This is a genomic window from Nitratireductor aquimarinus, assembly GCF_017255295.1.
Taxonomy (GTDB): Bacteria; Pseudomonadota; Alphaproteobacteria; order Rhizobiales; family Rhizobiaceae; genus Nitratireductor; species Nitratireductor aquimarinus.
The window spans coordinates 173,953-191,896 of sequence record NZ_JAFKDE010000003.1 but is presented as its reverse complement, the minus strand read 5'-3'; the positions used below and the strand labels follow the sequence as shown (position 1 = coordinate 191,896).

The 17,944-nt window shown below is 60.1% G+C and carries 29 protein-coding genes; all 29 read right to left on the bottom strand.

Features of this window, described 5'->3' with window-relative positions; translation table 11 throughout:
• Nucleotides 1-259: 259 nt before the first annotated feature.
• On the bottom strand, nt 260-691 hold the full coding sequence (gene rplQ / locus JYP46_RS05625; RefSeq protein ID WP_206545229.1) for a 50S ribosomal protein L17: 432 nt from the start codon (nt 689-691) through the stop codon (nt 260-262).
• Nucleotides 692-741: 50 nt separating this feature from the next.
• Complete coding sequence (locus JYP46_RS05620; protein WP_113155272.1) at nt 742-1,752, bottom strand: DNA-directed RNA polymerase subunit alpha; 1,011 nt, start codon at nt 1,750-1,752, stop codon at nt 742-744.
• Nucleotides 1,753-1,850: 98 nt separating this feature from the next.
• On the bottom strand, nt 1,851-2,240 hold the full coding sequence (gene rpsK / locus JYP46_RS05615; RefSeq protein WP_007009537.1) for a 30S ribosomal protein S11: 390 nt from the start codon (nt 2,238-2,240) through the stop codon (nt 1,851-1,853).
• Nucleotides 2,241-2,331: 91 nt separating this feature from the next.
• Nucleotides 2,332-2,700 (bottom strand): 30S ribosomal protein S13, encoded by a 369-nt coding sequence (gene rpsM, locus JYP46_RS05610; RefSeq protein WP_113156312.1) that lies wholly within the window; start codon nt 2,698-2,700, stop codon nt 2,332-2,334.
• A gap of 208 nt (nt 2,701-2,908) precedes the next feature.
• A complete protein-coding gene (locus tag JYP46_RS05605; protein WP_113155273.1) occupies nt 2,909-3,493 on the bottom strand; it encodes an adenylate kinase in 585 nt (194 codons plus the stop codon).
• Nucleotides 3,490-4,830, bottom strand: coding sequence for a preprotein translocase subunit SecY (gene secY, locus JYP46_RS05600; RefSeq protein ID WP_113155274.1), 1,341 nt, complete (start codon nt 4,828-4,830; stop codon nt 3,490-3,492). The genes JYP46_RS05605 and secY overlap by 4 nt, the downstream gene beginning before the upstream one ends.
• A 132-nt stretch (nt 4,831-4,962) precedes the next feature.
• Nucleotides 4,963-5,439 (bottom strand): 50S ribosomal protein L15, encoded by a 477-nt coding sequence (gene rplO / locus JYP46_RS05595; RefSeq protein ID WP_206545498.1) that lies wholly within the window; start codon nt 5,437-5,439, stop codon nt 4,963-4,965.
• A gap of 19 nt (nt 5,440-5,458) precedes the next feature.
• Nucleotides 5,459-5,659 (bottom strand): 50S ribosomal protein L30, encoded by a 201-nt coding sequence (gene rpmD, locus JYP46_RS05590; RefSeq protein WP_113156314.1) that lies wholly within the window; start codon nt 5,657-5,659, stop codon nt 5,459-5,461.
• A 68-nt stretch (nt 5,660-5,727) separates the two neighbouring features.
• Complete coding sequence (rpsE, locus tag JYP46_RS05585; RefSeq protein ID WP_113155275.1) at nt 5,728-6,285, bottom strand: 30S ribosomal protein S5; 558 nt, start codon at nt 6,283-6,285, stop codon at nt 5,728-5,730.
• Between the two features lie 79 nt (nt 6,286-6,364).
• A complete protein-coding gene (gene rplR, locus JYP46_RS05580) occupies nt 6,365-6,724 on the bottom strand; it encodes a 50S ribosomal protein L18 (RefSeq protein WP_113155276.1) in 360 nt (119 codons plus the stop codon).
• Between the two features lie 11 nt (nt 6,725-6,735).
• Entirely contained in the window at nt 6,736-7,269 is a 534-nt protein-coding gene (gene rplF, locus JYP46_RS05575) for a 50S ribosomal protein L6 (RefSeq protein ID WP_113155277.1), read from the bottom strand.
• A 38-nt stretch (nt 7,270-7,307) separates the two neighbouring features.
• Complete coding sequence (gene rpsH, locus JYP46_RS05570; protein WP_025030949.1) at nt 7,308-7,706, bottom strand: 30S ribosomal protein S8; 399 nt, start codon at nt 7,704-7,706, stop codon at nt 7,308-7,310.
• Between the two features lie 12 nt (nt 7,707-7,718).
• On the bottom strand, nt 7,719-8,024 hold the full coding sequence (gene rpsN, locus JYP46_RS05565) for a 30S ribosomal protein S14 (protein ID WP_113155278.1): 306 nt from the start codon (nt 8,022-8,024) through the stop codon (nt 7,719-7,721).
• A 27-nt stretch (nt 8,025-8,051) separates the two neighbouring features.
• The gene (gene rplE / locus JYP46_RS05560) at nt 8,052-8,609 is read right to left on the bottom strand and encodes a 50S ribosomal protein L5 (RefSeq protein ID WP_113155279.1); all 558 of its coding nucleotides are present in this window, start codon (nt 8,607-8,609) and stop codon (nt 8,052-8,054) included.
• Nucleotides 8,602-8,916: a 50S ribosomal protein L24 gene (gene rplX / locus JYP46_RS05555; protein ID WP_113155280.1), complete on the bottom strand. Its 315-nt coding sequence runs from the start codon at nt 8,914-8,916 to the stop codon at nt 8,602-8,604. Before rplX ends, rplE begins: the two co-directional genes overlap by 8 nt.
• 12 nt (nt 8,917-8,928) lie before the next feature.
• A complete protein-coding gene (gene rplN, locus JYP46_RS05550) occupies nt 8,929-9,297 on the bottom strand; it encodes a 50S ribosomal protein L14 (RefSeq protein ID WP_007009523.1) in 369 nt (122 codons plus the stop codon).
• A gap of 69 nt (nt 9,298-9,366) precedes the next feature.
• Complete coding sequence (rpsQ, locus tag JYP46_RS05545) at nt 9,367-9,606, bottom strand: 30S ribosomal protein S17 (RefSeq protein ID WP_113155281.1); 240 nt, start codon at nt 9,604-9,606, stop codon at nt 9,367-9,369.
• An 11-nt stretch (nt 9,607-9,617) separates the two neighbouring features.
• Complete coding sequence (gene rpmC, locus JYP46_RS05540) at nt 9,618-9,818, bottom strand: 50S ribosomal protein L29 (RefSeq protein ID WP_113155282.1); 201 nt, start codon at nt 9,816-9,818, stop codon at nt 9,618-9,620.
• A gap of 14 nt (nt 9,819-9,832) precedes the next feature.
• Nucleotides 9,833-10,246 carry a 50S ribosomal protein L16 gene (rplP, locus tag JYP46_RS05535; RefSeq protein WP_113155283.1) on the bottom strand — a complete coding sequence of 138 codons (414 nt, stop codon included), beginning with the start codon at nt 10,244-10,246 and terminating at the stop codon, nt 9,833-9,835.
• Nucleotides 10,247-10,266: 20 nt separating this feature from the next.
• Nucleotides 10,267-10,974, bottom strand: a complete 708-nt coding sequence (gene rpsC, locus JYP46_RS05530; RefSeq protein WP_113155284.1) for a 30S ribosomal protein S3 — start codon at nt 10,972-10,974, stop codon at nt 10,267-10,269.
• Entirely contained in the window at nt 10,974-11,363 is a 390-nt protein-coding gene (rplV, locus tag JYP46_RS05525) for a 50S ribosomal protein L22 (RefSeq protein ID WP_113155285.1), read from the bottom strand. The genes rpsC and rplV overlap by 1 nt, the downstream gene beginning before the upstream one ends.
• 2 nt (nt 11,364-11,365) lie before the next feature.
• Nucleotides 11,366-11,644, bottom strand: a complete 279-nt coding sequence (gene rpsS / locus JYP46_RS05520; protein ID WP_009452531.1) for a 30S ribosomal protein S19 — start codon at nt 11,642-11,644, stop codon at nt 11,366-11,368.
• A gap of 16 nt (nt 11,645-11,660) precedes the next feature.
• Nucleotides 11,661-12,497: a 50S ribosomal protein L2 gene (rplB, locus tag JYP46_RS05515; RefSeq protein WP_113155286.1), complete on the bottom strand. Its 837-nt coding sequence runs from the start codon at nt 12,495-12,497 to the stop codon at nt 11,661-11,663.
• A gap of 21 nt (nt 12,498-12,518) precedes the next feature.
• Nucleotides 12,519-12,812 carry a 50S ribosomal protein L23 gene (locus JYP46_RS05510; protein ID WP_113155287.1) on the bottom strand — a complete coding sequence of 98 codons (294 nt, stop codon included), beginning with the start codon at nt 12,810-12,812 and terminating at the stop codon, nt 12,519-12,521.
• Nucleotides 12,809-13,429 (bottom strand): 50S ribosomal protein L4, encoded by a 621-nt coding sequence (gene rplD, locus JYP46_RS05505; protein WP_206545228.1) that lies wholly within the window; start codon nt 13,427-13,429, stop codon nt 12,809-12,811. Before rplD ends, JYP46_RS05510 begins: the two co-directional genes overlap by 4 nt.
• Nucleotides 13,429-14,142, bottom strand: coding sequence for a 50S ribosomal protein L3 (gene rplC, locus JYP46_RS05500; RefSeq protein WP_113155289.1), 714 nt, complete (start codon nt 14,140-14,142; stop codon nt 13,429-13,431). Before rplC ends, rplD begins: the two co-directional genes overlap by 1 nt.
• An 85-nt stretch (nt 14,143-14,227) precedes the next feature.
• Entirely contained in the window at nt 14,228-14,536 is a 309-nt protein-coding gene (rpsJ, locus tag JYP46_RS05495) for a 30S ribosomal protein S10 (protein WP_007009511.1), read from the bottom strand.
• A gap of 60 nt (nt 14,537-14,596) precedes the next feature.
• The gene (gene tuf, locus JYP46_RS05490) at nt 14,597-15,772 is read right to left on the bottom strand and encodes an elongation factor Tu (RefSeq protein WP_206547510.1); all 1,176 of its coding nucleotides are present in this window, start codon (nt 15,770-15,772) and stop codon (nt 14,597-14,599) included.
• Between the two features lie 75 nt (nt 15,773-15,847).
• The gene (gene fusA / locus JYP46_RS05485; RefSeq protein ID WP_206545226.1) at nt 15,848-17,938 is read right to left on the bottom strand and encodes an elongation factor G; all 2,091 of its coding nucleotides are present in this window, start codon (nt 17,936-17,938) and stop codon (nt 15,848-15,850) included.
• Nucleotides 17,939-17,944: the final 6 nt, after the last annotated feature.

Sequence of the window (17,944 nt, the reverse complement as noted above, 5' to 3'; positions counted from 1 at the left end):
ATTCTGGACCGGTTCAGCGCCTGGCGGAGACGCAGCTCCAGTCGATATCCAATGGATTCGGGCATCTATGCCATCTCGACTGTCTCCAGCCGACTGCAAAACGCCCCGGGAAGTGAAACCGGAAGAGATACCGGTCGCGCATCCTTGTTCCAGAGGATTGTGCATTTTGAAAGGCGTCGCCGGGTCAGCGCCGCCATTTTCGCGCAACAAAAAAGGGGCCGCGAAGCCCCTTTTTTATGTGTGCTCAAGGCGCGCAATATTATGCGGCTTCGGCCTCTTCGTTGCCACCCTCGGCTTCGAGACGTGCGCGATCTGCTGCGCCCTTCGCCTCGAGGTCGCGGTCGACGAACTCAATGACAGCCATCGGCGCATTGTCGCCGTGGCGGAACCCGGCCTTCATGATGCGGGTGTAGCCGCCGTTGCGCTCTGCATAACGCGGAGCGAGCGTGTCGAACAGACGACGGACCAGCGCTTCGTCGCGGATGGCCGAAATGGCCTGACGACGGGCGTGCAGGTCGCCGCGCTTGCCGAGCGTCACCAGCTTTTCCACGATCGGGCGAAGTTCCTTCGCCTTCGGCAGAGTGGTGACGATCTGTTCGTGTTCGATCAGCGAAGCCGCCATGTTGGCAAAGAGCGCCTTGCGGTGGCTTGCCGTCCTGTTCAGCTTGCGGCCGGATTTTCCGTGACGCATGGCCTTTCTCCTTCAATCCCCGTCGCCCGAACTTGGCGGGCTCTACGGGCCTAGTATTGGTCTTCGTAACGCTTGGCGAGTTCTTCGATGTTTTCCGGCGGCCAATCCTCGACTTCCATGCCGAGGTGGAGCCCCATCGAGGCCAGCACTTCCTTGATTTCGTTGAGCGACTTGCGGCCGAAGTTCGGCGTACGCAGCATCTCGGCTTCCGTCTTCTGGATCAGGTCGCCGATATACACGATGTTGTCGTTCTTCAGGCAGTTTGCAGAGCGAACCGAAAGCTCCAGCTCGTCCACCTTCTTGAGAAGCGCCGGGTTGAAAGCGAGCTCGGCCACCTGTTCGGCGGGCTGCTCCTTCTGCGGCTCTTCGAAGTTGACGAACAGCGCCAGCTGGTCCTGCAGGATGCGAGCAGCAAAAGCCACTGCGTCCTCGCCCGTCACCGAACCGTTGGTCTCGATGGTCATGGTCAGCTTGTCATAGTCGAGAACCTGGCCCTCGCGGGTGTTCTCAACCTTGTAAGAGACCTTCTTGACCGGCGAGTAGAGGCTATCGACCGGGATGAGTCCGATCGGCGCATCTTCTGCACGGTTGCGGTCAGCCGGGACATAGCCCTTGCCGTTGTCGACGGTGAACTCCATGCGGATTTCCGCGCCCTCGTCCAGCGTGCAGAGCACGTGATCGGGGTTGAGAACTTCCACATCGCCCACGGTCTGGATGTCGCCAGCCGTTACGGCGCCCGGACCCTGTTTGCGCACAACCATGCGCTTGGGGCCTTCGCCTTCCATGGACAGTGCGATTTCCTTGATGTTCAGGACAATGTCCGTCACATCTTCACGCACGCCGGGGATCGACGAGAATTCGTGCAGCACGCCATCGATCTGCACAGCAGTCACAGCCGCGCCGCGCAGCGACGACAGCAGAACGCGACGCAGCGCATTGCCGAGGGTCAGACCGAAGCCACGCTCAAGAGGCTCGGCCACCAGCGTGGTGATCGTGCGACCCTTGGACGAAAACTCGACCTTGTTCGGCTTGATAAGTTCTTGCCAGTTCTTCTGGATCATTCCGGGTTCCTTCCGTTACCCCGCCACCATCCATTCGTGACGGGCGTCCTGGAAACCGCAGAGGAGCGCGCAAGGCGCTCTTACGGCAAAAACTCTGGTTAGACGCGGCGCTTCTTGCGCGGACGGCAGCCATTGTGCGGGATCGGCGTCACATCACGGATCGAGGTGATGGTGAAGCCTGCAGCCTGCAGCGCGCGAAGAGCGGACTCACGACCCGAACCCGGACCGGAAACCTCAACCTCGAGCGTGCGCATGCCGTGCTCGGCAGCCTTGCGGGCGCAATCTTCGGCAGCAACCTGTGCAGCGAAGGGCGTGGACTTACGCGAGCCCTTGAAGCCCTGCGCGCCTGCAGACGACCAGGCAATCGCGTTGCCCTGTGCGTCAGTGATGGTGATCATCGTGTTGTTGAAGCTCGAATTGACGTGAGCAACACCCGACGAAATGTTCTTACGTTCGCGACGACGAACGCGTGCGGCTTCCTTGGCCATACTCTTCCTTTCAGTCGATCTCTACACCGCCGTAGCACCAGCGGCTCCACCTGAGAAAAGCCGCGCTCCGGAGAAGCGCGGCCAACCCAAATTACTTCTTCTTGCCGGCAATCGCCTTGGCAGGGCCCTTGCGGGTGCGCGCATTGGTGTGCGTGCGCTGACCGCGGACCGGAAGCGAACGACGGTGACGCAGACCGCGGTAGCAGCCCAGGTCCATCAGACGCTTGATGTTCATAGAAACTTCGCGACGCAGATCGCCTTCAACGCGGAGGTCACGGTCGATCGTTTCACGGATCGCGAGAACCTCAGCGTCCGTGAGTTCGTTGACGCGACGCTCGAGCGGAATGTTGACGAGCTTGACGATATCCGCAGCGGTCTTGGGACCAATGCCGTGGATATACTGAAGCGCGATCACAACGCGCTTGTTGGTCGGAATATTGACGCCAGCAATACGGGCCATCTTCTTCTCCATTTGAGCCGGATGATCCGGCGCTGCGTTTGCCCGCGTCCGGTGGAGGCCGGCCCTTGCGGGAATGAATTGTTCCTAAGAACAACGAGGCCGAGCCAGAAGGCCCGACCAACGTTACGTTCGATCAGGGAACCGGCTGGCATTAATCGATAACCGCTCGTTAGTCAAGCGGCACCGCACCAGCCTGGAAACTCCCTGATCAGAGCGATGCGAGGATCTGCTCGATATCTGCCGTCACTTCATCAATGCTCTTCATACCATCGACGCGGCGCAGAGCGCCCTTCGCATGGTAGTAGCCGATGAGAGCGGCGGTCTTCTTGTAGTACTCACGCAGGCGCTCGTCGAACACCGCGGCGTTGTCGTCCTTGCGCGGCGTCTGGCCTGCGGCAATCGCATCCTGCGCGCGCTTTTCGATGCGCCCCACGAGGGCCGTATCGTCAACCACCAGTTCGATGGTCGCATCAAGCTTCAGGTCGCGCTCGGCGAGCATTGCCTCGACGGCATCGGCCTGGGCAAGCGTGCGCGGGTATCCATCAAGGATGAAACCGTTGGCGCAATCAGCCTGGTCGATGCGCTCGGCGACGATCGCATTCACGATCTGGTCGGAGACGAGCTCGCCGGCATCCATCACAGCCTTGGCGCGTTTGCCGACATCGGTGCCAGCAGCAACCGCGGCCCGCAGCATATCACCAGTGGAGAGCTGCGGAACACCGTGCTTCTCGACCAGCCGCTGGGCCTGCGTGCCCTTCCCCGCTCCCGGCGGTCCAAGAAGTATAAGCCTCATCGTCCCCTCTTACCCCCACGCAACTTGGATTTCTTGATCAGCCCTTCGTACTGATGGGCGATCAGGTGGCCTTGCATCTGCGCAACCGTATCGAGCGTCACGCTCACCACGATCAGCAGCGACGTGCCGCCAAGGTAGAAAGGAACGCCAGTCGCCGAAATAAGGAACTCAGGCAGAAGACAGATCAAGACAAGATAGATAGCGCCAACGACCGTAATGCGGGTCAGCACGTAGTCAATGTACTCAGCGGTACGCTCGCCCGGACGGTAGCCGGGAATGAAGCCGGAATGCTTCTTCAGCTGGTCAGCGGTTTCCTTCGGGTTGAAGACGATCGCCGTGTAGAAGAAGGCGAAGAAACCGATCAGCGCAGCATAAAGGACCATGAAGAGCGGCTGGCCGTGGCCGAGCGACGCAAGCATGGTGGACGCCCAGCCCGGAAGCTGCGTGGTGTCCGAGAAACCCGCAACCGTTGCCGGCAGAAGCAGCAGCGACGAAGCGAAGATCGGCGGAATGACACCGGCCGTGTTCAGCTTGAGCGGCAGGTGCGACGTGTCGCCCTGGAACATGCGGTTGCCGACCTGACGCTTCGGATACTGGATCAGGAGGCGGCGCTGGGCACGCTCGAAGAACACGATCACACCGATCACGGCAACCACGAGAACGATGATGCCGAGGATCAGGCCGGTGGACAGAGCGCCGGTGCGGCCGAGCTCAAGCGTACCACCGATGGCGGACGGCAGACCTGCAACGATGCCCGCGAAAATGATCAGCGAAATGCCGTTGCCGATGCCGCGCGCCGTGATCTGCTCACCGAGCCACATCAGGAACATGGTGCCGCCCACAAGCGTGATGACGGCGGAAATCTTGAAGAACCAGCCCGGGTCGGTCACGATGTTCGCGCCGCCTTCAAGACCAACGGCAATGCCGTAAGCCTGAACCGTCGCCAGAATCACCGTTCCGTAGCGCGTGTACTGGTTGATGACCTTGCGGCCCTGCTCGCCTTCCTTCTTCAGCTGCTCCAATGACGGCACAACGGACGTCATGAGCTGCATGATGATGGAGGCGGAAATGTAAGGCATGATGCCAAGCGCAAAAATGGCCATACGCTCAACAGCACCGCCGGCGAACATGTTGAACATGCCCAAAACGCCGCCAGACTGCTGCTGGAATGCCTGCGCAAATGCTTCCGGGTTGATGCCCGGCATGGGAATGTAGGTGCCGAGGCGGTAGACCAGCAACGCGCCAAGCGTAAACCAGATGCGTTTCTTGAGGTCCTCGGCCTTTGCGAAGGCCGCGAAATTGAGATTAGACGCAAGCTGTTCCGCTGCCGATGCCATGAAGAATTCTCCGCTTCGTCACGAGCCCGCAGATTGAATATGCGATTCGGGCGCGTGTTGCCGAAAACCGAAATAGGTTTTTGGACGCATAGATGCAAGCGGCGGACTGTCGCCCGCCGCCTGTCATTCGGATTATTCGGCTTTCGCCGCTGCCTCGGGCAGCTTGACCGTTCCGCCGGCCTTCTCGATTTTCTCGAGAGCCGCCTTGGAAGCGCCAGCCACGTCGAGCGAAATCTTCGCCTTCAGCTCACCGTCGGCGAGAACGCGAACACCGTCCTTTGCGCGACGAACAACGCCGGCTGCGATGAGTGCGGCAACGTCGATGACGGCCTTCTCGTCGAGCTTCTTCGCGTCGATGGCTGCCTGGATGCGGCCGAGGGAAACTTCATTGAAGTCCTTGCCGAACAGGTTTTTAAAGCCGCGCTTGGGAAGACGACGGTAGAGCGGCATCTGGCCACCCTCGAAACCGTTGATCGAAACGCCCGAACGCGATTTCTGACCCTTCACACCGCGACCACCGGTCTTGCCGGAGCCGGAACCGATACCACGGCCGACGCGCTTGCGCGACTTGGTGGCGCCTTCGTTGTCCCTGAGTTCGTTGAGTTTCATCATGTCTCTCCTGGGATCCTCAGGCCTCGTCCACAACGCGGACGAGATGCTGCACGGCTGCGATCATGCCACGAACGGACGGGGTGTCCTCGAGCGTGGAGCGCTTGTGCATCTTGTTCAAACCGAGGCCGATCAGCGTCTGGCGCTGGCTGGCCGGGCGACGAATCGGGCTGCCGATCTGTTCAACAGTGACCGTCTTGCCCTTCTTCTTCTCTGCCATCTTCATCAATCCTTGCAAACCTGGGCGATCAGAGCCCGCAAAACTGCGGGCCGATCAGCCTTTGATCCTTATTCCTCGCCGCCAGCAGCAGCGCCGCGGCGCGCCTGGAGCGTGGAATATTTGATGCCGCGCTGTGCAGCAACGTCCTTGGGATGCAGCTGATGCTTCAGGGCATCGAAGGTGGCGCGAACCATGTTGTACGGGTTCGAGGAGCCGAGCGACTTGGCAACAACGTCCTGAACGCCGAGCGTCTCGAAGACAGCGCGCATGGGGCCGCCGGCGATGATGCCGGTACCGGGCTTTGCAGCGCGCAGGAACACGCGGCCAGCACCGTGGCGGCCTGCGACGTCATGGTGAAGCGTACGACCGCCACGCAGCGGAACGAAAACCATGTCGCGCTTGGCGCTCTCGGTTGCCTTGCGGATGGCTTCCGGCACTTCGCGCGCCTTGCCATGACCGAAGCCAACGCGGCCCTTCTGATCGCCGACCACGACGAGTGCGGCGAAACCGAAACGACGGCCGCCCTTCACCACCTTGGCGACGCGATTGATATGTACAAGCTTGTCGACGAATTCGCTGTCGCGTTCTTCACGCTCGCGGCGATCGTCCCTACGTCCTTGTGCCATTGCCCTTTTCCTTGTTCTTTTCCGGAAGCACGGGTTTTCAAATGATAATCCGGGCGCTCCAGAGGAACGCCCGAACGGTTTAGAACTTCAGGCCGCCTTCGCGGGCTGCGTCGGCGAGTGCCTTGACGCGGCCGTGGAAGAGGTAAGGACCGCGGTCGAAGACCACTTCCTCAACTCCAGCCTTCTTGGCGCGCTCTGCGACCAGCTTGCCAACGGCTGCAGCAGCCGAGGAATCCGCGCCGGTCTTGAGCTGACCCTTGAGATCCTTGTCGAGGGTCGATGCGGCCGCGAGCGTGTGGCCCTTGGCGTCGTCGATAACCTGGACATAGATGTTCTTCGAGGAACGGTAAACCGAAAGACGGGGCTGGCCGTTGGAGACTGCCTTGATCTTCCGGCGAACACGTCCCGCACGCCGCTTGACGGAGACTTTCGAGACCATGTTTCGAGTTCCTACTTCTTCTTGCCTTCTTTGCGAACGATCGTCTCGTCCGCATACTTGACGCCCTTGCCCTTGTACGGCTCGGGGCCACGCTTCTTGCGAATCTCGGCCGCAACCTGGCCAACCACCTGCTTATCAATGCCGGCGATGACGATTTCGGTCGGCTTCGGCACGGTGATCGTGATTCCTTCCGGAGCCTCGTAAATCACTTCGTGGCTGTAGCCAAGCGAAAGCTGCAGGTTTTTACCCTGCATTGCGGCACGATAACCAACGCCGTTGATCTCGAGACGCTTTTCGAAGCCGTCCTTCACACCGCTGAGGATGTTCGAGATCTGCGTGCGCGACATACCCCATTTGGAGCGCGCGTCCTTGGACTGGTCGCGCGGGTCGACGGTGACAGCGTCGTTTTCGAGCTTCACCAGAACTTCGTCGTTGACGACGAATTTCAGTTCGCCCTTCGGACCCTTGGCCGTAACGGTCTGGCCCTCGACTTGCGCGGTGACACCCTGCGGCACCGGGACCGGCTTTTTGCCAATGCGAGACATTTGTCTGCCCTCGTTCTTTGTGTGTGCTATCTGCCGGATCAGAAGATCTGGCAGAGCACCTCGCCGCCCACATTCTGCTCGCGAGCTTCGTGATCGGCCATCACGCCCTTCGGCGTCGAAAGGATGGCGATGCCAAGCCCATTGGCGACCTGCGGGATGGATTTCACCGACACGTAAACGCGACGGCCCGGCTTCGAAACACGCGCGATTTCGCGGATCACGGAACCGCCCTCTGCGTATTTCAGCTCGATTTCGATCTCGGACTTGCCGTTATCGTAGTCGATCTGGCTATAATCACGGATATAGCCTTCGGACTTCAGAACATCGAGCACACGGGCGCGAAGACGGGAGGCCGGCGTCGACACCTTCGGCTTGTTACGGCCGATGGCGTTGCGGATGCGGGTCAGCATATCGCCGAGCGGATCATTCACGGACATCGTTCTTACCCCTTACCAGCTCGACTTGACCAGGCCCGGGATGAGCCCGTTGTTGCCCAGTTCACGCAGCGCGACACGCGACATCTTCAGCTTGCGGTAATACGCACGCGGACGACCGGTCACATCGCAACGGTTGCGGATACGCGTCTTGGACGAGTTGCGCGGGAGAGCAGCAAGCTTGAGCTGCGCCTGGAAGCGCTCCTCGATCGGCTTGGACTGATCCATGATGATCGCCTTGAGACCTGCACGCTTTGCAGCGTAACGGTCGACCATCTTGCGCCGACGCTTGTTCTTTTCGACTGCGCTGACTTTTGCCATTTAAGTTGTCCTTCTTCTCGCCTGCCGTTACTGCCGGAACGGGAAGTTGAAGGCCTTGAGCAAGGCCCGCGCTTCGTCGTCGGTCTTAGCAGTCGTACAGACGATGATGTCCATTCCCCAAATCTGATCGACCTGATCGTAGTTGATCTCGGGGAACACGATGTGCTCCTTGAGGCCCATGGCGAAGTTGCCACGGCCGTCAAAGCTTTTCGGGTTCAGACCGCGAAAGTCGCGGACGCGCGGCAGCGCGATCGTCACGAGACGGTCCAGAAACTCATACATGCGGTCCTTGCGGAGCGTGACCTTGGTGCCCAGCGGCATGCCTTCACGCACCTTGAAGCCGGCGATCGACTTGGAAGCGTGCGTGATGACCGGCTTCTGACCGGCGATCTTGGCGAGATCCGCAGCAGCCGAAGCCGGCTTCTTGGAATCGCCCGTCGCTTCACCAACACCCATGTTGATGACGATCTTCTCGATGCGCGGCACCTGCATCTCGTTGTCGTACTTGAAGGTCTCGAGGAGCTCCTTGCGGATCACCTCGTCATACTTCGTCTTCCAGCGCGGCTGGTACTGAGCATTAGCCATCGATCAATTCTCCAGAGCGCTTTGCCACGCGCACCTTCTTGCCGTCTTCCTGGACCTTGAAGCCAACGCGGGTCGGCTTGCCATCCTTCGGATCGGCCAGCGCGAGATTCGAAAGATGAATCGGCGCTTCCTTGGTAATGATGCCGCCCTCTGCCTGAGCGGACTGCTTCTGATGGCGGCGAACCTGGTTGACACCGCGCACGAGCGCCTTGTCTTCCTTCGGCATCACCTTCATCACTTCGCCGGTACGGCCCTTGTCCTTGCCGGCCAGAACGACGACGTTGTCGCCTTTTTTAATCTTCTGCATATCCCCGGCCTCCTAGAGCACTTCCGGCGCGAGCGAAATGATTTTCATATGGTTCTTGGCGCGAAGCTCGCGCGGAACCGGCCCGAAGATGCGCGTACCGACGGGCTCTTTCTTGTTGTCGACCAGAACTGCTGCGTTCTTGTCGAAACGGATGACGCTGCCGTCAGCGCGGCGAATGTCTTTCGCCGTGCGCACAACAACCGCCTTCATCACGTCGCCCTTCTTGACGCGGCCGCGCGGGATTGCCTCTTTCACGGAGACGACAATGATGTCGCCCACGGAGGCATATTTCCGCTTCGAACCGCCAAGCACCTTGATGCACATGACACGACGGGCGCCGGAATTGTCCGCCACATCGAGGTTTGTTTGCATCTGAATCATGACTGGCCGCCTTCTCGTTCAATGGAAAGCGGTTCAGATAACCCGCTTTCCGGCAATTTCAATCTTTTTTTACGCCTGGGCGTCTTTAAGGACGACCCAGTTCTTGTCCTTAGAAATCGGCGCGGTCTCCTGGATGGTCACCAGATCACCGACCTTGCACGCGTTCTCTTCGTCGTGTGCCTTGTATTTCTTGGACATACGCACCGTCTTTTTCATCATCGGATGGGTAAAGCGACGCTCGACGCGGACGACTACAGTCTTGTCGTTCTTGTCGCTCACCACGGTGCCCTGCAAAACGCGCTTTGGCATGTTCGCTGTCCTCAGGCCTTGCTAGCAGCCGACTTCTCGGCTGCGATTGTCTTAATGCGCGCAATATCCCTACGGATTTCTTTAACGCGTGCGGTTTTTTCGAGCTGTCCGGTCGCTTTCTGGAAGCGGAGGTTGAACTGCTCTTTCTTCAGTTTGACAAGCTCGTCGTTGAGCTGGTCCGGCGTCATCGCCCTGACATCAACAGACTTCATCGCGTCCGCCTTTCCTACTCTGCAATACGCTGCACGAAGCGCGTCTTGACCGGCAGCTTGGCAGCACCGAGACGGAGAGCTTCACGAGCGATATCCGGGCCAACACCGTCGATCTCGAACATCACGCGGCCGGGCTTAACACGGCACGCCCAATAATCAACAGAGCCCTTACCTTTACCCATGCGGACTTCGGTCGGCTTCGAGGTGACCGGAAGGTCCGGGAAGATACGGATCCACACACGGCCCTGACGCTTCATGTAGCGGGTGATCGCGCGGCGGGCCGCTTCGATCTGACGCGCCGTAACGCGCTCCGGTTCAAGAGCCTTCAGACCGAAGGATCCAAAGTTGAGTTCCGTGCCGCCCTTGGCTGCGCCGTGAATACGGCCCTTGAACTGCTTGCGGAACTTTGTGCGCTTTGGTTGCAGCATCGTTCTCTACTCCAAAATTCCTAAGCGTTCTCGCGACGCCGGTTGCTGCTGCCGCCCTGGTCGCCCTCGGTGGCGCGGCGCTCGGAAGCCATCGGATCGTGCTCGAGGATCTCGCCCTTGAACACCCAAACCTTTACGCCACAGATGCCGTAAGCGGTCTTTGCCTCGGCCGTGCCGTAATCGATATCAGCGCGCAGCGTGTGCAGCGGAACGCGACCCTCACGGTACCATTCCATACGGGCGATTTCCGCACCGCCAAGACGACCCGCGCAGTTGATTCGGATGCCCTCTGCGCCGAGACGCATCGCCGACTGAACGGCACGCTTCATGGCGCGACGGAAAGCAACACGACGCTCAAGCTGCTGTGCAATCGACTGAGCGATCAGCGCAGCGTCGATCTCCGGCTTGCGGACTTCGACGATGTTGAGGTGCGTTTCCGCATTGGTCATCTGCGAGACTTTGCGGCGCAGCTTCTCAATGTCGGCGCCCTTCTTGCCGATGATCAGACCAGGACGAGCCGAGTGGATGGTGACGCGGCACTTCTTGTGCGGACGCTCGATCACGACCTTGGAGATGGCAGCCTGCTTCAGCTCCTTCTCGATATAGTCGCGGATCTTGAAATCCTCGTGCAGCAGATCGCCATACTCGCCATCATTGGCGTACCAGCGGGAATCCCACGTGCGGTTGATACCGAGACGGAACCCGATCGGATTGATTTTGTGACCCATCAGGCGGCCTCCACTTTCTCTTCCACTTCGCGCACGACGATGGTCAGGTGCGAGAAGGGCTTCTCGATGCGGCTGGCGCGGCCACGGCCACGTGCATGGAACCGCTTCATGACGATCGACTTGCCGACATGGGCTTCGGCCACGACCAGCGCATCCACGTCCAGGTCGTGATTGTTTTCCGCGTTTGCGATCGCCGATTCCAGCGTCTTCTTGACGGTACCGGCGATCCGCTTGCGCGAGAACTCCAGATCAGCGAGAGCAGTGCCCACCTTCTTGCCGCGGATCAACGCAGCAACGAGGTTCAGCTTCTGCGGGCTGACGCGGATCGTGCGCAATACGGCACGGGCCTCATTGTCAGCAAGCCTGCGCGGCGCTTTGGCCTTGCCCATTGTTATTTCCTCTTTGCCTTCTTGTCCGCCCCATGGCCGTAATAGGTGCGGGTCGGAGCAAATTCACCAAACTTGTGACCGACCATCTCCTCGGAGACGGAAACGGGGATGTGCTTCTGGCCGTTGTAAACACCGAAGGTCAGCCCAACAAACTGGGGCAGGATAGTGGAGCGACGGCTCCACATCTTGATAACCTCGTTACGGCCGCTATCGCGCACCTTCTCGGCCTTCTTCAGGAGATAGCCGTCGACGAAGGGGCCTTTCCAGACTGAACGGGACACTTGCCGCTACCTTTCCTTAGCTCTTGCGCTGATGGCGCGAGCGCATGATGAATTTGTCGGTCGACTTGTTCGACCGGGTCTTCATGCCCTTGGTGGGTTTACCCCAGGGCGACACCGGATGACGACCACCGGAGGTGCGGCCTTCACCACCACCGTGCGGGTGGTCGACCGGGTTCATGACAACACCGCGGTTGTGCGGGCGCTTGCCCATCCAACGCTTGCGGCCAGCCTTACCAAGGCTGATGTTGCTGTGATCCGGGTTGGATACTGCACCAACGGTGGCGAAGCAAAGACCCGAAACAAGGCGCTGTTCGCCAGAGTTGAGGCGAAGGATTGCCATGCCCTGATCGCGACCGACGAGCTGAACATATGCGCCAGCCGAACGTGCGATCTGACCGCCCTTCTCGGGCTTCATCTCGACGTTGTGCACGATCGTACCGATCGGCATCGCAGCAAGCGGCATCGCATTGCCCGGCTTCACGTCGACGGCCTTGTTGCTGGCGATAACGGTATCGCCCGCTGCAAGACGCTGCGGCGCCAGGATGTAGGACAGCTCGCCGTCCTCGTAACGAACCAGCGCGATGAACGCGGTGCGGTTCGGGTCGTACTCGATGCGCTCGACCGTGGCCGGTACGTCAAGCTTGCGACGCTTGAAGTCGATCAGACGGTAGGTGCGCTTGTGACCACCACCCTGAAAGCGAGCGGTGATGCGACCCGTGTTGTTGCGGCCGCCCTTGCCCGTCAGACCTTCGGTCAGGCCCTTGACAGGCTTGCCCTTGTGAAGGCCCGAGCGGTCAACGATGACCAGCTGGCGCTGGCCTGGGGTTACCGGTTTATACTTCTTCAGTGCCATTGTCTCTTCCTCGCCGCCCGATTAGAGGCCAGTCGCGATGTCGATGGAATGACCTTCGGCCAGCGTGACGATCGCTTTCTTCACGTCGCTCTGGCGGCCAATCGTTCCGCGAAAACGCTTCACCTTGCCCTTGCGAACAAGCGTGTTGACACCGGTAACCTTGACGCCGAAGAGCGCCTCGACTGCAGCCTTGATCTCAGGCTTCGTCGCATAGCGGTCCACATTGAAGACCACCTGGTTGTTTTCCGACGCCATGGTCGATTTCTCGGTGATCGCCGGGCTGACGATCACGTCATAGTGGCGAAGCTCCGTCATTTGAAACGCTCCTCAAGGGCCTCGACGGCGGCCTTGGAAAGGACCAGCGTGCCGCGGCGCAGAATGTCGTAAACATTGATGCCCTGCACTGGCAGAACGTCGATGTTGGCGATGTTTTGAGCCGCACGCTTGAAGCCGGCATCGACTTCCGGGCCGCCGATAAGCAGGGCGTTGTTCAGGCCGAGCTTTGCGAAGTTCTCAACGAGCGTCTTCGTCTTGCCGTCCTCGAGCGCCAGATCGTCGATGACGATGAGGCTGGAACCCTTTGCCTTCGCCGACAGGGCAAGCTTCAGGCCGAGTGCGCGGACCTTCTTGGGAAGGTCATGGCTGTGATCGCGAACGACCGGGCCATGAGCGCGACCACCGCCGCGGAACTGCGGAACACGGGCAGACGAGTGACGGGCGCGGCCCGTACCCTTCTGACGGTACATCTTTGCACCGGTGCGCGCGATTTCCGAGCGCCCCTTGGTCTGGTGCGTGCCCTGCTGCTTCTTTGCAAGCTGCCAGCGCACGACGCGGTGCAGGATGTCTTCGCGGGGCTCGAGACCGAAGATCTCGTCAGAGATCTTCAGCTTACCAGCGTCCTTGCCTGCAAGGGTCGTAACTTTAATGTCCATTATTCAGCCCCCTCGCTGGCGGCAGCTTCTTCAGCCTTGGCAGCGCGAATTGCAGCCGGCATCGGCACGTTGTCGGGCAGCGGAGCCTTGACGGCGTCGCGGACCATGATCCAGGCGCCCTTGGAGCCCGGTACGGCACCGCGGACCAGAATGAGGCCACGCTCAGTGTCGGTGGAGACCACTTCCAGGTTCTGGGTGGTGACGCGATGGTCGCCCATGTGGCCGGCCATCTTCTTACCCTTGAAGACCTTACCAGGATCCTGACGCTGACCGGTAGAACCATGCGAACGGTGCGAGACCGAGTTACCATGGGTTGCACGACCGCCGCCAAAATTGTGGCGCTTCATGACACCCTGGAAGCCCTTACCGATCGAAGTACCCGTCACGTCGACCTTCTGGCCGGCGACGAAATGCTCGACCGTGATCTCCGCGCCGACATCAAGAAGATTGTCGGGCGACACACGGAACTCGGCCACTTTGGCCTTCGGCTCGACGGAAGCGGTCGCAAAATGACCGCGAAGCGCCTTCGACGTGTTTTTCACCTTGGCCAGTCCAACGCCAAGCTGCACCGCCGTGTAGCCGTTCTTCTCCTCGGTACGCTGCGCAACGACCTGACAGTTCTCCATGCGCAGAACCGTCACGGGCACATGTTCGCCCGCTTCGTTGTAGACGCGTGTCATACCGATCTTTTGTGCGATAACACCTGAACGCATCGGTTCGATTTCCTTTCGGGGTTCCCAGCCACCTCTCCCGCAGTTGCGGACGGTGGCGCAGGTTCCAGACTTTTTGTCTTGCGCCCTAGAGCTTGATCTCGACGTCCACGCCGGCAGCCAGGTCGAGCTTCATCAGAGCATCGACGGTCTGCGGCGTCGGATCGACGATGTCGAGCAGCCGCTTGTGGGTGCGCATCTCAAACTGTTCGCGGCTCTTCTTGTCGATGTGAGGAGACCGGTTAACAGTAAACTTCTCGATGCGCGTGGGCAGCGGCACAGGGCCGCGCACATTGGCGCCCGTGCGTTTAGCCGTAGACACGATTTCCCGCGTCGAGGCATCAAGAACGCGATGATCAAACGCCTTGAGGCGGATACGGATATTCTGTCCGTTCATGTGTCAAATCCTTGTTCCGCTGCGGCGCGGAGGTCCGCGCCGCGCCGGAAGTTTCCCGTTCTACTCAATGATGGCTGCGACGATGCCGGCGCCGACGGTGCGGCCGCCTTCGCGGATAGCGAAGCGCAGCTTCTCTTCCATCGCGATCGGAACGATCAGCTCGACGTCAACGGCAACGTTGTCGCCAGGCATGACCATCTCGGTGCCTTCCGGAAGATGCACAACACCCGTCACGTCCGTCGTACGGAAGTAGAACTGCGGACGGTAGTTGGTGAAGAACGGCGTGTGACGGCCACCCTCTTCCTTCGTCAGGATGTAGGCTTCTGCCTTGAACTTCGTGTGCGGCTTCACCGAACCGGGCTTGCACAGCACCTGGCCGCGCTCAACGCCTTCACGGTCAACACCACGGATCAGCGCGCCGATGTTGTCGCCTGCTTCACCCTGGTCGAGCAGCTTACGGAACATTTCAACGCCCGTGCAGGTCGTCTTCGTCGTCGGACGGATGCCAACGATCTCGACTTCCTCGCCGACCTTGATGATGCCGCGCTCGACGCGACCCGTCACAACCGTACCGCGGCCAGAGATCGAGAACACGTCTTCGATCGGCATCAGGAACGGCTGGTCAACCGGACGCTCGGGCGTCGGGATGTAAGCGTCGACTTCTTCCATCAGCTTGCGGATTGCGTCCTCGCCGATCTCCTTGTTGGAGTCTTCGAGAGCAGCAAGAGCCGAGCCCTTGACGATCGGAATGTCGTCGCCCGGGAAGTCGTAGGACGACAGAAGCTCGCGAACCTCGAGCTCAACCAGCTCGAGAAGCTCTTCGTCGTCGACCTGGTCGACCTTGTTGAGGAACACGACGATGGCCGGAACGCCAACCTGACGCGCAAGCAGGATGTGCTCGCGGGTCTGCGGCATCGGGCCGTCAGCGGCCGAAACCACCAGGATCGCGCCGTCCATCTGTGCAGCGCCCGTGATCATGTTCTTCACGTAGTCGGCGTGGCCGGGGCAATCGACGTGAGCGTAGTGACGGTTCTCCGTCTCGTACTCAACGTGCGCGGTCGAAATGGTGATGCCGCGGGCCTTCTCTTCCGGCGCGCCGTCAATCTGGTCATACGCGCGGAACTCACCGAAATACTTCGTGATCGCCGCCGTCAAAGACGTCTTGCCGTGGTCAACGTGACCAATCGTGCCGATGTTCGCATGCGGCTTCGTACGCTCAAATTTACCTTTGGCCATGTGAGCTCTCCATTCCTTGTGCCCGTTCGGGCTCTTTCAACTTTCGATAATCCGTAACGACGTGCGTTGAGCGAATTATGCGTATTTCTTCTGGATCTCCTGCGCCACAGCGCTGGGAACCGGCTCGTAGTGATCGAACTGCATCGTGTACTGGGCGCGGCCCTGCGACATCGAACGCAGCGTGTCGACGTACTTGAACATGTTTGCCAGCGGAACCATGGCATTAATCACCGTAGCGATACCGCGCGGCTCCTGGCCCTGGATCTGACCGCGACGACCGTTCAGGTCACCGATGATGCTGCCCACATATTCTTCCGGCGTCACAACCTCGACCTTCATGATCGGCTCGAGAAGCTGCGCACCCGCCTTCTGGGCGCCTTCACGGAAGGCTGCGCGGGCGGCGATCTCGAACGCGAGGACCGAGGAGTCAACGTCGTGGTAGGCGCCGTCGATCAGCGTGGCTTTCACGCCGAGCATCGGGAAGCCTGCAACCGGACCGGAGGAAAGAACGCTCTCGATACCCTTCTGGACACCGGGAATGTATTCCTTCGGAACCGAACCGCCGACGATCTTGGATTCGAACTCGAATTCCTCGCTCTCGGTGTTCGGCGCGAACACGATCTTGACGCGGGCGAACTGGCCCGAACCACCGGACTGCTTCTTGTGCGTGTAGTCGATCTCGGCTTCGCGGGTGATCGTCTCGCGGTATGCAACCTGCGGGGCGCCCACATTGGCCTCGACCTTGAATTCACGCTTCAGGCGGTCGACGATGATGTCGAGGTGAAGCTCACCCATGCCGGCGATGATGGTCTGACCGGATTCCTCGTCGGATTTGACGCGGAAGGACGGATCTTCTGCTGCCAGGCGGTTGAGCGCGAGGCCCATCTTTTCCTGGTCGCCCTTGGTCTTCGGCTCGATGGCGATCTGGATCACCGGATCCGGGAACTCCATGCGCTCGAGAATGACCGGCTTCAGCGGATCGCAGAGCGTGTCGCCCGTGGTCGTCTCTTTCAGGCCTGCCAGAGCGACGATGTCGCCGGCGTAAGCAACTTCCAGATCGGAACGCGAGTTGGAGTGCATCTGCAGCATGCGGCCGATGCGCTCACGCTTGTCCTTCACGGTGTTGGACAGCGAAACACCCTTGTTCAGCACACCCGAATAGATGCGGCAGAAGGTGAGCGAGCCAACGAACGGATCGTTCATGATCTTGAAGGCGAGCATGGAAAGCGGCTCTTCGTCGGAAGAAACGCGTTCGATCTCTGCTTCGGTCTTCGGATCGATGCCCTTGATCGCCGGAACTTCAAGCGGGGAAGGCAGGAAGTCGACGACGGCGTCGAGCAGCGGCTGCACACCCTTGTTCTTGAACGCGGTGCCGCAGAGAACCGGATGGAAGTTCACGTTGATCGTGCCCTTCCGGATCAGCTGGCGAAGTTCGTCATTCGAAGGCATTTCGCCCTCGAGGTAACGCTCCATCGCGCCTTCGTCGATCTCGACCGCCGTCTCGATCATCAGCTCGCGGTACTCTTCGGCTTTCGCCTGAAGGTCGGCCGGGATCTCAACAATGTCCCACTGAGCGCCGAGCGACTCGTCGCGCCACACAACAGCCTTCATCTCGATGAGGTCGACAACGCCCTGGAAGTCGTTCTCTGCACCGATCGGGAGCTGGATGGCGAGCGGCGTGGCACCAAGACGCGACTTGATCATGTCGAGGCAGCGGTAGAAGTCCGCGCCGATCTTGTCCATCTTGTTACAGAAGATCATGCGCGGGACATGATACTTGTCAGCCTGACGCCAGACAGTCTCGGTCTGCGGCTCAACACCGGCGTTGGAGTCGAGCAGAGCAACCGCACCGTCGAGCACACGCAGCGAACGCTCGACTTCAATGGTGAAGTCAACGTGGCCGGGGGTGTCGATGATGTTAAAGCGGCGGGTAGCGCCATCACGACCGGTCCACGACGTCGTCGTCGCAGCCGAAGTAATGGTGATACCGCGCTCCTGCTCCTGCTCCATCCAGTCCATGGTCGAAGCGCCATCATGCGTCTCGCCCATCTTGTGGTTCTTACCGGTGTAGAACAGGATACGCTCGGTCGTCGTCGTCTTACCGGCGTCGATATGCGCCATGATACCGAAGTTACGGTAATCTTCGAGCTTATATTCGCGGGACATCGTCGT

What these genes read in the sequence shown, in the direction of transcription:
- rplX (WP_113155280.1), bottom strand. Translation starts at nt 8,916, where the DNA reads ATGCAGAAGATTAAAAAAGGCGACAACGTCGTCGTTCTGGCCGGCAAG.
- rpsN (WP_113155278.1), bottom strand. Translation starts at nt 8,024, where the DNA reads ATGGCAAAAGTCAGCGCAGTCGAAAAGAACAAGCGTCGGCGCAAGATG.
- rpsC (WP_113155284.1), bottom strand. Translation starts at nt 10,974, where the DNA reads ATGGGTCACAAAATCAATCCGATCGGGTTCCGTCTCGGTATCAACCGC.
- rplV (WP_113155285.1), bottom strand. Translation starts at nt 11,363, where the DNA reads ATGGGCAAGGCCAAAGCGCCGCGCAGGCTTGCTGACAATGAGGCCCGT.
- rplR (WP_113155276.1), bottom strand. Translation starts at nt 6,724, where the DNA reads ATGGTCTCGAAAGTCTCCGTCAAGCGGCGTGCGGGACGTGTTCGCCGG.
- secY (WP_113155274.1), bottom strand. Translation starts at nt 4,830, where the DNA reads ATGGCATCGGCAGCGGAACAGCTTGCGTCTAATCTCAATTTCGCGGCC.
- rplB (WP_113155286.1), bottom strand. Translation starts at nt 12,497, where the DNA reads ATGGCACTGAAGAAGTATAAACCGGTAACCCCAGGCCAGCGCCAGCTG.
- JYP46_RS05510 (WP_113155287.1), bottom strand. Translation starts at nt 12,812, where the DNA reads ATGACGGAGCTTCGCCACTATGACGTGATCGTCAGCCCGGCGATCACC.
- rplO (WP_206545498.1), bottom strand. Translation starts at nt 5,439, where the DNA reads ATGAAACTCAACGAACTCAGGGACAACGAAGGCGCCACCAAGTCGCGC.
- rplQ (WP_206545229.1), bottom strand. Translation starts at nt 691, where the DNA reads ATGCGTCACGGAAAATCCGGCCGCAAGCTGAACAGGACGGCAAGCCAC.
- rplF (WP_113155277.1), bottom strand. Translation starts at nt 7,269, where the DNA reads ATGTCTCGCATTGGCAAAAAGCCGGTCCCGGTGCCGCAGGGTGTCACC.
- rpsQ (WP_113155281.1), bottom strand. Translation starts at nt 9,606, where the DNA reads ATGCCAAAGCGCGTTTTGCAGGGCACCGTGGTGAGCGACAAGAACGAC.
- rpsK (WP_007009537.1), bottom strand. Translation starts at nt 2,240, where the DNA reads ATGGCCAAGGAAGCCGCACGCGTTCGTCGTCGCGAACGTAAGAACATT.
- rplC (WP_113155289.1), bottom strand. Translation starts at nt 14,142, where the DNA reads ATGCGTTCAGGTGTTATCGCACAAAAGATCGGTATGACACGCGTCTAC.
- tuf (WP_206547510.1), bottom strand. Translation starts at nt 15,772, where the DNA reads ATGGCCAAAGGTAAATTTGAGCGTACGAAGCCGCATGCGAACATCGGC.
- fusA (WP_206545226.1), bottom strand. Translation starts at nt 17,938, where the DNA reads ATGTCCCGCGAATATAAGCTCGAAGATTACCGTAACTTCGGTATCATG.
- rplD (WP_206545228.1), bottom strand. Translation starts at nt 13,429, where the DNA reads ATGGACATTAAAGTTACGACCCTTGCAGGCAAGGACGCTGGTAAGCTG.
- rpmD (WP_113156314.1), bottom strand. Translation starts at nt 5,659, where the DNA reads ATGGCAGAGAAGAAGAAGGGCAAGACGGTCACTGTTGAACAGATCGGC.
- rpmC (WP_113155282.1), bottom strand. Translation starts at nt 9,818, where the DNA reads ATGAAGTCTGTTGATGTCAGGGCGATGACGCCGGACCAGCTCAACGAC.
- JYP46_RS05605 (WP_113155273.1), bottom strand. Translation starts at nt 3,493, where the DNA reads ATGAGGCTTATACTTCTTGGACCGCCGGGAGCGGGGAAGGGCACGCAG.
- rpsM (WP_113156312.1), bottom strand. Translation starts at nt 2,700, where the DNA reads ATGGCCCGTATTGCTGGCGTCAATATTCCGACCAACAAGCGCGTTGTG.
- rpsH (WP_025030949.1), bottom strand. Translation starts at nt 7,706, where the DNA reads ATGTCCGTGAATGATCCGCTCGGCGATATGCTGACCCGCATCCGCAAC.
- rpsE (WP_113155275.1), bottom strand. Translation starts at nt 6,285, where the DNA reads ATGGCACAAGGACGTAGGGACGATCGCCGCGAGCGTGAAGAACGCGAC.
- rplE (WP_113155279.1), bottom strand. Translation starts at nt 8,609, where the DNA reads ATGGCTAATGCTCAGTACCAGCCGCGCTGGAAGACGAAGTATGACGAG.
- rpsJ (WP_007009511.1), bottom strand. Translation starts at nt 14,536, where the DNA reads ATGAACGGACAGAATATCCGTATCCGCCTCAAGGCGTTTGATCATCGC.
- JYP46_RS05620 (WP_113155272.1), bottom strand. Translation starts at nt 1,752, where the DNA reads ATGATCCAGAAGAACTGGCAAGAACTTATCAAGCCGAACAAGGTCGAG.
- rplP (WP_113155283.1), bottom strand. Translation starts at nt 10,246, where the DNA reads ATGCTGCAACCAAAGCGCACAAAGTTCCGCAAGCAGTTCAAGGGCCGT.
- rplN (WP_007009523.1), bottom strand. Translation starts at nt 9,297, where the DNA reads ATGATTCAGATGCAAACAAACCTCGATGTGGCGGACAATTCCGGCGCC.